At 52.6% G+C, this 15,309-nt stretch carries 12 protein-coding genes; 7 read left to right on the forward strand and 5 right to left on the reverse strand.

All coding sequences use genetic code 11. The features are described from left to right. Positions 1 to 15 precede the first annotated feature (15 nt). Complete coding sequence (locus tag AB1L42_RS22095; RefSeq protein ID WP_367061697.1) at positions 16 to 786, reverse strand: hypothetical protein; 771 nt, start codon at positions 784 to 786, stop codon at positions 16 to 18. Between the two features lie 171 nt (positions 787 to 957). Here AB1L42_RS22095 and AB1L42_RS22100 point away from each other — a divergent pair, with 171 nt between their 5' ends. Next, complete coding sequence (locus AB1L42_RS22100; RefSeq protein ID WP_367061700.1) at positions 958 to 1,434, forward strand: GNAT family N-acetyltransferase; 477 nt, start codon at positions 958 to 960, stop codon at positions 1,432 to 1,434. 123 nt (positions 1,435 to 1,557) lie between these two features. On the opposite strand, the gene AB1L42_RS22105 is transcribed toward AB1L42_RS22100, so the two are convergent. The 4 genes from AB1L42_RS22105 to AB1L42_RS22120 all read right to left on the reverse strand — a co-directional run bounded on the left by AB1L42_RS22105 (position 1,558) and on the right by AB1L42_RS22120 (position 8,207). Continuing rightward, positions 1,558 to 2,892, reverse strand: a complete 1,335-nt coding sequence (locus AB1L42_RS22105; protein WP_367061703.1) for a prepilin peptidase — start codon at positions 2,890 to 2,892, stop codon at positions 1,558 to 1,560. Next, positions 2,889 to 3,449, reverse strand: a complete 561-nt coding sequence (gene aroL, locus AB1L42_RS22110) for a shikimate kinase AroL (RefSeq protein WP_367061706.1) — start codon at positions 3,447 to 3,449, stop codon at positions 2,889 to 2,891. Before aroL ends, AB1L42_RS22105 begins: the two co-directional genes overlap by 4 nt. A gap of 322 nt (positions 3,450 to 3,771) precedes the next feature. Continuing rightward, positions 3,772 to 7,284, reverse strand: a complete 3,513-nt coding sequence (locus AB1L42_RS22115) for an FtsX-like permease family protein (protein ID WP_367061709.1) — start codon at positions 7,282 to 7,284, stop codon at positions 3,772 to 3,774. A gap of 86 nt (positions 7,285 to 7,370) precedes the next feature. Further along, positions 7,371 to 8,207 (reverse strand): GGDEF domain-containing protein, encoded by an 837-nt coding sequence (locus tag AB1L42_RS22120; RefSeq protein WP_367061712.1) that lies wholly within the window; start codon positions 8,205 to 8,207, stop codon positions 7,371 to 7,373. Between the two features lie 336 nt (positions 8,208 to 8,543). Here AB1L42_RS22120 and hemQ point away from each other — a divergent pair, with 336 nt between their 5' ends. The 6 genes from hemQ to AB1L42_RS22150 all read left to right on the forward strand — a co-directional run bounded on the left by hemQ (position 8,544) and on the right by AB1L42_RS22150 (position 15,301). Further along, positions 8,544 to 9,392, forward strand: coding sequence for a hydrogen peroxide-dependent heme synthase (gene hemQ / locus AB1L42_RS22125; protein WP_367061715.1), 849 nt, complete (start codon positions 8,544 to 8,546; stop codon positions 9,390 to 9,392). A 115-nt stretch (positions 9,393 to 9,507) separates the two neighbouring features. Next, entirely contained in the window at positions 9,508 to 10,320 is an 813-nt protein-coding gene (locus AB1L42_RS22130; protein ID WP_367061718.1) for a TatD family hydrolase, read from the forward strand. A gap of 422 nt (positions 10,321 to 10,742) precedes the next feature. Beyond that, a complete protein-coding gene (locus AB1L42_RS22135; RefSeq protein ID WP_367061788.1) occupies positions 10,743 to 11,159 on the forward strand; it encodes a response regulator in 417 nt (138 codons plus the stop codon). A gap of 197 nt (positions 11,160 to 11,356) precedes the next feature. Next, positions 11,357 to 12,871: a sulfatase gene (locus AB1L42_RS22140; RefSeq protein WP_367061722.1), complete on the forward strand. Its 1,515-nt coding sequence runs from the start codon at positions 11,357 to 11,359 to the stop codon at positions 12,869 to 12,871. After that, positions 12,868 to 14,310, forward strand: a complete 1,443-nt coding sequence (locus AB1L42_RS22145) for a sulfatase (protein WP_367061725.1) — start codon at positions 12,868 to 12,870, stop codon at positions 14,308 to 14,310. Before AB1L42_RS22140 ends, AB1L42_RS22145 begins: the two co-directional genes overlap by 4 nt. 148 nt (positions 14,311 to 14,458) lie before the next feature. Continuing rightward, entirely contained in the window at positions 14,459 to 15,301 is an 843-nt protein-coding gene (locus tag AB1L42_RS22150) for a heme-binding protein (RefSeq protein WP_367061728.1), read from the forward strand. Positions 15,302 to 15,309 lie beyond the last annotated feature (8 nt).

Consider the following 15,309-nt stretch of genomic DNA (forward strand, 5'->3'; position numbering starts at 1 on the left):
AGAACGCAAATTTCCTCAATGTGGGTGCGAATGTGGATCATCCTCGAGGTGAAGTTGATTCCAGTGGAAGTGCAGTTGAGGAGCCGCTTTCACAAGCTCGGACAATCCCTCCTCGCTGCAGTCTCCTCCATCGAGGTAAAAGGACTCGAGCGAACTTTTCTCGGCGATGTCGCTTAGAACTTCATCGTTGATGGCGACGTTGATCAAGTGCAAAAATCGAAGGTTTGGGATTTCCAGAATCGAACGTACGCCTTCGTTGGTCACGTTCGGAGCACCAATTCGTAGTAGCTCCAGCTTCGCATGATCCGATAGAACCTGAACACCTTCATTTCCAAACTCCCCCTGAGGCAGGTTCAATACAGTGAGTTCGGGTAGAGTTGAAGCGATCACTTGCAAATCACTGTCGTTGACGTTTCCGTCGAATCTCAGTTGACGAAGCACCGGAAGATGCGTGAACACCTCACTCATCAACTCTGAAGAGACATCTGACTGATCAATCTCAAGAACCTTGAGCCCTTCACAACCGTCGAGTAGCATCCGAAACTCTTCGTCGGAGACTGGACGACTCGGAAATCGAATCGCAGTCTCGTCTTCGTCGCGAACCAGACTCACCAGTGTTTCCCAATCCTTCGACGGAATCGCCTCAACAACCTCGGAAGAAGTCAAAGCCCCTTCATTCGTCGACGATTCTGCAGCAGGTCGCTGACATGCAGACGCCAACAGCAGGCAGATTTGCATCACGACAATCACTCGCGAACCGAGTAAACGATTTCGTGTCGGTCTCATTATCAGTATCTTTGAACTTGCATTTGCGGTTTCAGTAACCTTCCCGTTCGCGGTCACTGATTCAAATCACCGAGCGTGATATTCGGTCTTGCGAAAGCATCCTGACAAGACCACGCGGGAAACAAACTCGCTCTTAGAGAGTGCAAGATAACGCATCGGAAAGAATTCAGCATGTCTACCGTTTCAATCTCGATTGCCGACTTTGACAATCCACGTCATGCACAGGCGATCGTCGACTGCATCAACGCCTACGCAACAGAATCACACGGCGGAGGTGCAGAAGTCGCACCGGAGATTGCTTCCGCAATTGTTCCGGGAATGAAACGACTCCCCGGGGCATTCACCTTGCTCGCATGGGATGGGGACAAACCTGTCGGGGCTGCCATTTGCTTCATGGGATTCTCGACGTTCGCAGCCATGCCGCTCGTCAACATTCATGACTTATCTGTCATGCACGCATATCGCGGACAAGGCATCGGATCGAGATTGATCAAAGCTGTCGAAAGTCACGCGCGTGAACTCGGATGTTGCAAAGTCACACTCGAGGTCCGCAAAGAGAATCCGCTCGCTGAGCAGCTTTATTTGCGATTGGGATTCGGTGATCCCGACGGTTTTGAAACACGATTCCTCGACAAGAAGTTGATTTAGAGGATCTTCAGATTTGGTTTGCATTCCCTCCGCACGAGCAAACACACCCATTTACTCAATGAAACAGCACAAGCGAGTGCACAGGAAAGAGCAACTTGCTCTCCACGAGTCCTCTGCGATCGCTTACCACGGGCTCGGGCGATTCATAGAACCGGACGAACCAGCCTGTCCGCGGCGCCAACGTTCTTCATGAATCTGACCGCGCCCCGAGGCGCAACCTTCCCAGTCATTGGTCTTCCATCGGCAGGTATGCCGGTCGACTGATTCTCCCGCGAAGAAGCAGTTCTGATCGGCAGCTCTCCAAACGCCCATTTCAAACTCAGGCGGCAGCCAACCCATTGTTTTCTTGACTGCGAAGACCATCGCAAGACACAACGCGAACAAACCTGTGAGCAGCAGAATCAGCGGAAAGAGCAAGATCCCCAGATCGAAGAATCTCGTGCCGATCGGTGAAATCTGCTTCCAGAAGAGAACGGTGACCAGTGTGGCCAGACTCAAGTAAGGCCCATAGGGGATCGACCGATCTCGCACAAACACCGCCGTGCCAAGAATGGCAAGCAACGCAAACAGTGGAGCGAGAAAAAAGGCGATGACGGTCGGTTGCCATCCCAGAAAGGCTCCCACCATCGCCATCAGCACAACGTCACCGAAACCCATCGCTTCTTCGCGAAGAAACAAAAATCCCAACAATCGAACCGCCCACACAACGCCTCCACCCACGATCAGTCCGACCAAGCTGACCGCTAAGCCGTGCAGGTGAGGGTGTGACGTAATCCATTCCGGAACACGGGAACCGGCGAGAAGTGGATGCACCCAATCTGGAGTGACGATGCTGAACGTTCGAGCCAGTGATTCATCCTGAAACCAGACAGGAACGATGTGTACAATCCCTAATGCCGTACTGGCGATGAGGGCAAAGAACATGGCGGGAAGCGTAGACCCGTCGGGAATAATTCTTAAGTCGAAGTCGATCAGCGAGGCGACAAGCAGAGCTTCGATCATCACCATGTGAAATGCATATCGAAGCCAGACAAATGCTTCTGGCGACCAGCCATTCAGCCCGGGATAGATCTGTGGTCCAATCTCAGAATAGATCGAACTCTCGCTGAGGAGCGGATGCAATCCTGCAGGAACTTCAAACAGGTAAACCAGTACGAAAAGACAACCGTTCGCGAACTCCACAAGCGGATAGCGTGGAGAAATCCGCATCTGGCAACTGCGACACCGTCCCCGCAGCTTGATCCAACCGAAAATCGGAATGTTGTCGGACCAGACGATATCTGTATTACATCGAGGGCAGTGAGACGGCCGATTCCACAACGACCGAAGCTGATCCAGGAATCGCGGCTCGGAAGGAATTCTGTGAACACAGACGTTCAAAAAACTCCCGATGACTGCACCGATGGTGAACAGAAACGAAATAATCATCCAGCCTGGCAAATCGAAATGGAGGATCACGCTGCTCCTCCGTTTTCAACGCCCAGATGGGACATGATCTCGTCGACAATCTGTTCAGCAGTTTGTGCGTCGGTCTCGATTTGGAAACTTGCAGCTTCTGAATAAAGCGGAAAACGAGTTTGCAGGACGGATTCAACTTCTTCGACCAACCCTCTTCCGGTGAGCGAGGGTCTGGAACCAGTCGACGCGGAATCTTCATTCAACCGTTGGACAATTGTTTCGACCTTCGCTGTGAGCCAGACCACCGGTCCGCTTTCTTGCATCAGTCGCCTTGTCTGCGGACTGAGAATCGCTCCTCCCCCAGACGATATCACAACTCGCTCGCGAGAAAGTTCCTGTTGAAGCTGTCTGCGTTCCAGTTCACGAAAGTCTTGCTCGCCATCGTCGCGAAAGATCTCAGCAATTGATTTCCCAGCGACATTTACGATTTGCTCGTCGGTGTCAACAAATTCCCATCCGAGACGGGACGCCAGTAGCCGACCGACGGTCGACTTTCCGGTCGCTCGATATCCGATGAGAGTCACCACCATGTTCGTGTTGCCGTTAATTCTCAGCACGCAGTCCAGCACGATCGCTTAACCTGCTTGCCTATGTATTGTAGACGAATTGCTTGCCAGAGCGTTTGCTGCTCAAGACTTGATGTCGAATCCGTAGTTCGAATGTGCCTGAAATCTCTGTCGAACTCTAAGATCGTCGGGGACCGAAGTAGAGCGACGATTTGTGCTCAGAACATATTGATTGTCTCATGAAAATCCCAGTCGCACAGGCCTCATTCTCTGAGTGATGAATTCCGGCCATCAGAACGAGAGGTTCTCCGAAAAGCCCGTCATCAATAACGATTAAGACGATTTTCGAGACCACGTCGTTTGGCGAACGTCTTTATTCGCTTCTCAATGTCGACAAAATTGGAGTCGACACAGCTGCTCGAACGGCCCAGATGACGGAAACCATTCCGACAACAAGGACTGCGCACAGCATTCCGAGCAATTGACTCCAGGGAACGCTGGCTACGGAACTGGAGAGGTGAGGAGCCATCGCCAGGAGAGCTGAAATTGTCCCCAAAACCAGTCCACAGACCAGAAGGATGGCATTCTCAAGCGCAACAACCGAAGCCAGTTGGCCGCTGCGAAAGCCGATCGCGCGCATCAATGCTAGTTCACTGCGGCGCTCGATGACGTTTCGCAGCATGACCGTCGCGAGGCCAATTGTTCCCAACAGAAGCCCCAGCCCGCCGAGTGTCTGGAACGTCGAAAGATAAGTGTTTTGCACCGCGAGAAAGTCTGCCAGTCTGTCTTCGACCCGTTCTGCATCAAACCCATAGTCACCGAGCGACGACTCAAAGGCATCGCTCACCGTGCCGGCAGCTTCAAGCGGAGTCTCAATCAGGAAGTATTCAAACCCGACCTCTTCGGGAAAGACTTCCCGGAAGTTCTCCTCCGACATGACAAGGACACCTTGAAAAACGCTATTGGCAAACATGCCCACAATTTCGAGCGAGTGTTTTGGGTCTTCGTCGCTGGGAACGTTCACAACTTGACCGATTCCTTTGTGCAGGCTGTAGAGCAACGTATTCATGTCTCCGAAGACCGGCACCGCACCTGAAGCAGTCTTCCCTTCGAGCAGTTTCCAGGGCTGATCTCCGGAAGTATCCGCGAAGAGAAACCGTTCACGCTCGATGAAGTCGTTCAGCACGACCTCTGGAATTGCCAGAACAGTTGGGAGTTGAGTTTGATAAAGATTGAGACAACTCGCATTCTCTCCATGCCGGACACGAAACGGCATCACGCTCGCTTGGTCGAGCGTCGCCATCAGTTCTTCGTCAAGAACTTCAATACCCAGCTTGGAACGTCCCTCGACTGTATTCAAATCATAAAGGACCGGAATGTTGGTTTCGGCGACCAAAGAAAAACCCCCGTTGCCTGAATCCGTCTTCGGTTCTGCATTCGCCGGATCTTGTCTGCCCGCCGCAACCGCAACGATTACGAAAGTCGCTGAGGCAATCAGACTTGCACTGAGTACGCTGCGAGACCGATTTCTCGCTGCATTGCGAAGCCCCAACTGTAACGTTCCCCACTTCGAAGATTCAGAATCGAGAATCCGATTGCTGTTCTGCAAGAGTGCTGAAAACGCGAACAAACCACCAATGAGCATTCCGAACCCGACCAGAAAGAATGCTACGATTCGCCACGAAAATCCCGAAAACGCTTCGCTATCAGGAATCGCACCGACCAGCGTCAGTAACAAGATCAGTGAAGAGAGGACCAAGAGCGCAACGGCTGTCCGCTCTGTGCGTTTCCGATTCCGCTGCTGATGCACCGTGCTCGGTTCAGTCTGTGCATTCAACAGCTGTCGGGTCGACTGCGAACGTGTTTGCCAGAGCGATCGAAAGATCGCAAGTGCGGCAACAATGATCGCGATGAACAGACCGATCAGCAGACTTCCGACGTGAACGTACACATTGAGAAACGGTGTCCCTACTGCTCCGAACCACCAGGTCTTGAGACCGTGGATCATGATGGCCGCATAGCCAACAGCCAGCACCATCCCGATCAATCCCCCCAATAAAGCGACGATCAGTCCTTCGTAGAGATAGATCCTGCGAACGCGGCCGGTCGTCATTCCAATGGCATTCAAGAGTCCCAATTCTGAAATGCGATCTTCGATCCCAAGGCGGAATAGAAGTCCGATCAACAGCATCGCTGAGAAGATGAGAAAGAATGAAAACCCGATAAACAATCCTGTGAAATCGGTTGTTCCCTGAGCTGCCATCAATCCCGCTGCCTTGATCGGTTGCGCGACAATTCCCGTGTCAGATGGCTTCAATTCGGAGAGCAATCGTTGTTCGAACTCGTCGCTGAGTTCGGCGAGCGACTGCCCTTCTCCGGGAGCAATACGGAACGACGTCAGTTCTCCGTAACGACTCTTCCAAAGCTTCTGGGCAGTCTTGAGAGAGGTGAACATCTTGGGCGTTGTGCGGTAATCGCTTTCTCGTTCCGTCTCTTTGTTGTCCCAGTACAAATGGTCACGATCGGTGATCAGATTTCGCTTCAGCGGAAAAGGTGCTCTCCAATCTCCATAAGAATCTGCATCGGTCACACCCGGAACGTTGGGAGTGAAACCCATATCATCAGCGACTCCTTGCAGAGCCACGACACCGGCGACATCGAAGATTTCTTCCTGTTCAGGTAGTTCACCACGATCGCCGACCTCGTAGAACTTCACGGCCACTTTTTGACCGGTTCTAAGATCGAGGTCCGTGGCGAGCCAATCGTTCAGATAAACGCTGCCATCGCTGAGTGCAGCATGCTCTCCGACAAAATCGAACGGCCCAAACGGCGCGCTCGTTTCCGGATCGACGCCTGCAATGACCGAATACATCGAGTACTTGTCCGGGTCATCCGGGTTCCAAATGCGATTCAGCAGGTAAACAAGAACGGAAGAAGTTCGCAGATTCAGCGAATTTGCGGCTGCTTCTGCGGCTTCAGCGACTTGATCGTCAAGAATCATCTGATCGCTCTCGAGCGACAGGTAACCTTGTTCTTCGTTCGGAACAAGTCGCAGTGCGAGATCTTCTAGCGTCAACTCTTCAGAGAGAGCTGTCGTGATCTCCTTCGCCACATCTGGACCGATTGTTTCAATCGCGGGCGAGTCCCCTGTCGAAACAAACAAAGCATTGACTCTGGCTGGTTTTGCAACAGGGTTTCGTAGAGATCGACGCACTTCCGCCAGTCCAATTTGAGATTGCAAATCAGAGAGATTGACGAAAGCATTGGCGGGAATCTGCTGACTCGGATTGAGTCCAAAACGCGCGACGCCATTGCTCTCATCTGCAATCGCGGAGACGTCGACGACCAGCTCTGTAATGGTCTCTTCCCGATCTCCAAGCAGTGAATCCCTCGGAATTGAAGCCGGGATTTCGATGAGCACCGAAATCTGATCACCGACCTGAACCTGTAGTTGGTCAGCCACGCGTTGACTGAGAACGACTTCACCATTCTCGGGAGAAGCAAGCCCGTTTGTGTCGAGCATCGACCAGAGCCGCTCATCGGTTCCAATGAGTTCGATGTGAGAAGCTCTTGTTGTCACATCATCATCGGATGTCCGCTCGAGCGTCCCCTGCATCAAGATGGCTGGCGCCGATTGTTGGACTTGTTGATCAGCGTCACTCAATCTGTTCGCGAGTTCTTCTCGAAAGAATCTGAACCCGGTCACCGCGTGATCGATCTTCCCGAGACGGTCGAGTGACATCTGACGGAGGCTGTCACGAACGGAGTCACCGACAACAAGTGCTCCGGCGATCACAGCTGTGGCTGCTGCCACTCCCAGCAGGACCGCAAGATGATTCCTCCAGTAATAGCGAAGGCTATCGATCAGAAAATCTCGAAACCACATCAGAGAACACAATCAAGAGTCATACGGATAGAAAACCTGACTCAAGATTAACCGCGGGTCGAGGAAAGTTCGAGGCGGAAAGAAGATCAGCTACAGCATCGATTTCGGCCGAGCCGTTTCGCTTCGTACAGATTCTTGTCAGCTTGTTCGAGCATGCCATTCATCGTGATGGGAGCCGATCCTAAAGCGTGCGCAACGCCGATACTGATCGTGACATTGATGTCACCCTTACTTGACGTAAAGGGCTTCGAGCCGACGAGTTCACAGAGTTCGTCACCCAGACGACGCAAATTCTCGAGCGTACATTCCACGATGACCAGAGCAAATTCTTCGCCGCCGACTCTCGCAAAGATTTCGTCGTTTCGAACACGACTGTTGACCCGCTTACAGACACCTGCCAGCAATTCATCTCCGATCAGGTGACCGTGAGTGTCATTGATTTGCTTGAAGTAATCGATGTCGAGCAGCAACAGCCCGAGCTGTCGACCATGTCGAAAGCTTCGATTGATTTCGCGAAGGAAAGCATCTTCGAAGTAGCGACGATTGTAGGTTTTCGTCAGGGCATCGACCGTCATCATTTCGAAGACGGCTTCGTGATACATTGCCTCAACATGATCGGAGGCAAGAAACTTGAAGATATGATGACCAATGCGAATCTGATCACCCGACTTGAGGACCTGTTCGCCGACACGCTGATCGTTGACGTATGTGCCGTTCATACTCTTCTGATCGACGATCATACAATTGCGGTCGACCCATCGAATCACAGCGTGGCGTCTCGAAGCGAAATCATCCGAGAGCTCATAGTCACAGGAGATGTCGCGGCCGAAGAGGATCTCATCACGATCGAGGGCAATCAAACTCCCCGTCACGACTGGTGGATAAATCTTCACCAGACACGCGTCTTTGGGACGTGAATGCACGGAATCCTCACCGAATTTCTCCGGAGATTCCGATTCCAAATTCAAAATGGGGACTGTATGGCGCATCGTCAACCGAAAAGGCCACGTGAATTTTGCGATCTTGACACGGTAGGTTAACTCGCAGAAAGCGGTTCCTCCGGCGGAAATATGTTGTCTTTCGGACACACACAGATGTCACGCCAGATTCTAGCGGTTCTGCCAGCTTCACTGATTATATGGAATTTTCCAGTCAGTGCAGGATTGCAACTGGCGGATCGAGTCAGTTTCCTGATTGCCGCCATCCCCTTATGATAGAGGCACGAACACGACCTGACTGTATGATTGACTTGGAAAACCATGAATCGCCCGCACACTCCTGCCCAGAATCTCCCAGACCCAACGATCAAGACTCAGGAAGGCTGGCACTGCCTTCATATCTATTACAACATCGACCGAGCAGCCCTCGCCCAGTTGTCACAGGAAGAAGTCACAGCTGGCGCCAAGGCTGTGACAGAGCTCATGGACCCGATGCACGACGACGCTCCGGAACGCGTGCAGAGCTTTGCAGTCACCGGACATCGGGCTGACTTCGGAATGATGATGCTCGATCAGAACCCCTTGAAGATCGACCGTGTTCATCAGCGTCTCCGCGCCAGCGTGCTGGGCCCCGCTCTGCAGCCCAGCTACTCATTCGTTTCAATTACCGAAGTCTCTGAATACGTTCCGACCGTCGAACAGTATTCGGAAAAACTTCGACTTGCCGGATCGAATGCAGAAGACCCAGCCTATCAGGCGAAAGTGGCTGCCTACGAACAGCGTCTTCCGATGATGAACAAGCAGCGGCTCTATCCCGACTTTCCGGACTGGCCCGTCCACTGCTTCTACCCGATGAACAAAATCCGTCATCCTCAGGCCAACTGGTACACCGAACCGTTCAGCAAGCGGTCCTCGCTCATGGCGGAGCATGCAACGTCGGGGATCAAGTTCGCGGGAAGGGTCTCGCAGTTGATCACTGCCTCGACCGGCTTCGACGACTGGGAGTGGGGAGTGACGCTCTGGAGCCGCGCTCCTGAGTACATCAAGGAAATCGTTTACACCATGCGATTCGATCAAGCGTCCGCCCGATATGCCGAGTTCGGACCGTTTTACGTCGGCTATGTCATGACTCCGGAAAAGCTTCTGAATCATCTTCAGATTTTGCGATAATCCTCTGAGAGATCCGATTCAGCGAACTCTGGCTGCCGGATGAATTTCGCATTCGAGAACAAGAGTCGCTAACGCAATCAGAACGAGTTCACCACCGTCACGAATTGGTTTGGCTATGTATTTCATCGATCCACATGTCCACATGGTTTCGAGGACAACCGACGATTACGAACGAATGGCGCGGATGGGATGCGTCGCGATCAGCGAACCAGCCTTCTGGGCTGGCTTCGATCGCGGCAGCGTCGACGGGTTCCGCGACTATTTCGAGCAGCTCACCGGTTTCGAACCAAAGCGTTCCGGATGGAGCGGAATTCAGCACTACACCTGGTTGTGTATCAATGCGAAAGAGGCGGAAAACATTCCTCTCGCCCGCGAAGTCATTGCGATGATCCCCGAGTTCCTGGATCGCCCGGGCGTTCTCGGAATTGGAGAAATTGGCCTCAACAAGAACACTCCTAACGAGTCGACGATTTTCCGTGAACACCTCGATCTGGCTGCCAAGACGAACGAACTCGTTCTGATTCACACTCCCCATCTTGTCGACAAGTACAAGGGGACACGCATGATCGTCGACATGCTTCAGGAGAGGAATGACATTCCTCCGGAGCGAGTTTGTATTGACCATGTCGAAGAACACACCGTCAAAGCTGCGCTCGACGGCGGATTCTGGTGCGGAATGACTTTATACCCCACCACAAAATGCACCCCTGCCCGAGCGGCGGACATCATCGAACAGTACGGAGACGACAGAATTCTCGTGAATTCGGCTGGCGATTGGGGACCGTCCAATCCGCTGGCTGTCCCGGACTTCATTCAGGAAATGCGAAAACGCGGCCACAGCGAAGCCAAAATCCGCAAAGTTGTCTACGAGAATCCTCTGCAGTTCTTCGGCCAGTCAGCGCGATTTCATTTCACGCCACCTGAGTAACAGCAGCTGTCTGACTAACCGAATCAGATAAATGACCAGCCCCCTGCAAAGCTTCCCCGCCCCGCAGTCGAGAGATGCTAGTCACTCCGGATCGCTCTGAATTTCTCGATCAAGAGACGCATCGTAAAGAATCCTCACGAGTTGCAGGACCCGTACAGCGAGACACTCGTGAGCGGCAATCGGCACTCTTTGCCGGAACTTGCTTCACTTCAATTGCTCGTGCGTGCCGATGCACATTGAGAGCAACGCGACTTCTGATTTGAAGAGATTCGCACAAGCGGGCGCAGCTTCTCTCCGAAGAGCTGCATTCAGGTGAGTCCAGCGGGGCCATAGAAATGGTCGCTGGCACGTTGCTCGATCGAGTCGGTCGTCAACACCATCGCGGAGAAACCTCTCTCGATCCGACATGATGGGAGAATGCTATTTCCAGCCTCGTCGTTACCAGTGATCAGCAGCCCTACGTGACACGTCTGATCGATATCACGTTTCGACCTTCCGGGTGCGAGGTCGTCATCTGTTCCAACGGGCGTTCTACCTGGGAAACGATTCAGCAAGTCACTCCAAGCTTGCTTGTCATCAATACCGACCTGGGGGAAATGAGCGGCCTCGACTTGTGCAGAATGATTCGATCACATCAAGTTCTCCGGGCAGTGCCCATCATCCTGCTCCTGGATCGCGGCCTACTGGCTCCTTCTGATGACGTGCTCGCAGAACTTGAAGTCTCCAAGGTATTGACGAAGCCTTTCAACCCATCAGAACTCCGAAGTTTTGGGTTGTCGGAGATCATGCGCTATCACAAGTCGCGACCGACATCGCAGACACGTCATTTCAATAACTAGCGCATCTCCATTGCTTCTCGACTTTCGGTTCGTCGCTTCTCGGTGAAATACTTTCGACGTTCCACCGTCTCTTTGGGAAACGCTTCTGGGTGTCATCAAATGACGCAAACACGGCTGTGGTCAATACACCTGTGAACTCCGATGTGATAGGTTGAGTCTCTTACCCCATTCATGTTCTCGGGTAGTAGAGGCCAACATTGAAGATCAACATGGGCGGTGTCGCCGCTCTCGGAATCACTTTCTTGCTCGGGAGCCTCGCAAAAGGCGAGGAAGCGTCCCGGCCGAACGTTCTGTTCCTGGCGGTCGACGACATGAAGGACTGGGTGGGCTGTTTAAACGGCTACGAAGGAGTCGTTGAGACTCCAAATATCGATGCCCTCGCAGAACGTGGCATGCTGTTTACAAATGCTCACTGCCCATCTCCCAAGTGCGCGCCATCGCGGGCCGCGATTATGACGGGGTTGCGGCCTTCGACGACCGGGCTCTACGACAATGGACACTGGTGGTATCCCAATTTTCCGGACGTGATGACGATTCCTCAATGCTTTCGAAACAACGGCTATCAAGTCGTCGGAGCAGGCAAAATCTTTCATCACACAGCTGGGAACAATCCCCCGAATCAGTGGGACGACTTTTTTCGACTGACGTTCAGGAACGATCCTTGGTTTCGCGGTGCCACGGTTAACTATCCCTGGTCTGAGTCCGGACCATTCCCCGAAGCATACCCATGGAGCGGTATCGCGGGGCTTGGACATGAGAACGACTGGGGATCGCTTGAGATCGAAGAGAGAGATTACGATGACTTTCTGACCGCAAACTATGCTGTCGACTTCCTTAAGCGAGAGCATGAGAAACCTTTCTTCCTCGCGTGCGGGCTGTTTCGACCTCATCTGCCGTGGTACGCCCCTCAGCGTTTTTTCGATTTATATCGGACTGAAGAAGTCGTTCTGCCGGAAGTCGCCGAAGATGATCTCGACGACATTCCCTCGCCTGGAAAAAAACTGGCTGCGGATCGGCGGAAAGATCTTGAGCTGATTCGCCAGAGCGACAAGTGGAAAGAAGCAGTCGAAGCATATCTGGCAAGTATTTCTTTCGCCGACGATCAAATCGGTCGCGTTCTCCAAGCACTCGATAAAAGTGACGCCCGGGACTCAACCATCGTCGTCCTCTGGTCCGATCACGGATGGCATTTAGGCGAGAAAGAGCACTGGCACAAATCGACACTCTGGGAGGAAGTGACGCGAGTACCTTTCATCATCCAAGCCCCGGGGTTCTCAAGCGGAGATTGCTCAAAACCCGTCAACTTGATCGACCTGTTCCCGACGTTCATAGATCTGTGCAGCTTCGAACCTGTTCCCAACCTCGATGGTCAAAGCCTCGTTCCATTGCTCCAAAATCCGCAAAGACGTTGGGATCGCCCGTCGGTGATTGAGTACCACGAGGGAAATGCCGCCGTCCGCAGCGAACGCTATCGATTGATTCGTTATGCAGATGGAAGCGAAGAGTTGTACGACCACAACGACGATCCCAAAGAGTGGAAAAACCTCGCTGGTTCTCCTGAATTTGCAACGATTCAATCCGAACTTGCCGAGTGGTTGCCCGCGAAATGGGCTGACTCCGCACCAACCAAATCGGCTTTCAAATTCGATCCTGAAAACTACACTTGGACAGTCAAATCGACTGGCGATGTGATCGACGGAAACAAACGATGAACTCGAAATATTCGACAAAACTACTGTTCGGACTCGTCATGAGTCTGTGCAGTTTCATGCTGTCTGTAGCAACTGCTGAAGAGAAGCCGAACGTCGTTTTCATACTCATCGATGATCTCGGCTGGAACGATCTTGGCTGCATGGGGAGCGATTACTATCAAACCCCCAATATTGATCGACTCGCTGATCGGGGCGTGAGATTCACCAATGCCTATTCAGCGTGCGCGGTCTGCTCACCAACGCGGGCTGCCATCCTCACTGGAAAGTACCCTGCCCGACTCTTGCTGACTCAGTGGCTCCCGTCGGGTCGATGGGATCGGGAACACAATAAGATGATCGAAGGTCGATACATCGGCGAACTTCCTTTGGAGGAAATCACCGTCGCAGAAGCCCTTCGAGAGTCAGGTTACGCGACGGGGTATATCGGGAAGTGGCATCTCGGCACAGAAGCCTTTTATTACCCTCAACATCAAGGTTTTGATGTCAACATCGCTGGAAGAGATTACGGAGCACCGGGAAGCTACTTCTACCCATTTGAAGGGACCTGGAAGATTCCTTCGACAGGACAGGTTCAAGTCAAACCAGCTCCAATCTCCGGAAAGGAAGGCGATTATCTGGTCGACCGGCTTGCGGAAGAAGCAGAACAGTTCATTCGGAGTCATTCCGAGAAGCCTTTCTTCCTGATGCTCGCTCACTACGCCGTCCACGCACCTCTGCAAGGCAAAGCAGAGAAAGTCGAGACTTACGAAAGTGTCGATCCCGACAACAGACAAGGAAACCCGAAGTATGCTGCCATGGTCGAAAGCGTCGACGAGAGCGTGGGGAGAGTTCTGGCCACGCTTGAGGAACTCAATCTCGATAGCCGGACACTGGTGATTTTCACCAGCGATAACGGAGGATTCGCCAAGGCGACCGACAACACTCCACTTCGAGCTAATAAAGGCTCGCACTACGAAGGGGGAATTCGAATTCCCGCGATCGTTGCCTGGCCACCCGGACAAAAGAACGGTTCAGTGTGCGACGTTCCTGTGATCAGCACGGACTGGTATCCCACAATTCTCGAAGCAACCAACACTCCCTTGCGTCCATTTCAACATCTCGATGGAAAGAGCCTGCTGCCGCTCATCGAATCACGGAGTGAAAAGCTCGATCGGCAGGCCATCTTCTGGCACTACCCCCATTACAACCAACATCCGCAGAACTTCCCTTGCACGATCGTTCGCCGAGGTGACTGGAAACTCATCGAGAATCTCGAAACCGGAGAGTTCGAGTTGTACAACCTGAACGAAGACCTTGGGGAATCGAACAATTTGTTGAAATCCAATCCGCAGGTCGCCAGTGAACTGCAAGCACTTCTCTCAAGCTGGAAGATCGAAGTCGGAGCAGACCCCATGCGTCCCAACCCGGAATACCAAGAACCAACAAAATCAAAGAAGTGACAGAAAACGGGCTCGAATATGAACCCACACTGGCCAATTCGATTCTGTTCTCGAGGCTAAAGCCTGCTCGTAAACTTCCAACACGGTCGTCATTCTCTACGTAGAGGTCATCTATCTCTTCAACTTCACGCAATCAGGAGCAACTGTGATGAGACTCGCTTTGCTGCTTACGGTCGTGCTTGCATTTCCAACTCTTCTCCTGGGACAGGATCAGCCACCTGCATACGGGGAGAGCATTTCTCTGACGGACGCCAAGGCTGTCATGGCTGCCGCAGAGGAATATGCCCGCAGCAACAACTGGCCGGTTGCCATTACAATTGTCGACAATGCCGGTTTTCTGGTGATGTTTCAACGGCTTGAAAACACGCAACTCGGCAGCGTTGAAATCGCGATACAAAAAGCGAAAACAGCTGCCTTGTTTCGCCGATCGACGAAAGCATTCGAAGATCGAGTCGCAGAAGGTGGTGTCAACCTGAAGCTTCTCAGACTTCCCGGAGGGCTTCCGATGGAAGGCGGACTTCCAATCATCGTCGACCAAAAACTCATCGGAGCAATCGGTGTTTCGGGAGTCACTTCGACTCAAGATGGAATGATCGCCCAGGCAGGAATCGACGCAATCTCTACCCTGAATCCGGCGCAATCCGAAATCAATCACAGAGAATCCGACAAGGCATCTGTTGCTGGCACAGTCACCCTCGACGGAAAACCGCTCGGCATGGGCATCGTTATCTTTGTTCCTCAGTCCCGTGGACGACCGGCGGGAGCCATCACGAATGCGAACGGAGCTTACAAGTTTTCGAATCCTCTTGAACCCGGAGACTACACTGTTCGAATCTCCACAAAACGAGACGAAAGCGTCCAACCCGATGGAAAAGTTCTGCCTGCGCAACCAGAAACGATCCCAGCACGATACAATTCTCGATCCGAACTCACAACGAGAATTCTCGAAGGCAACAATGAATTCAATTTTGACCTGGCCTCCGAAAACTGAGCGCTGAT

Origin of the sequence: Thalassoglobus sp. JC818 (genome assembly GCF_040717535.1) — a bacterium.
Lineage (GTDB): Bacteria > Planctomycetota > Planctomycetia > Planctomycetales > Planctomycetaceae > Thalassoglobus.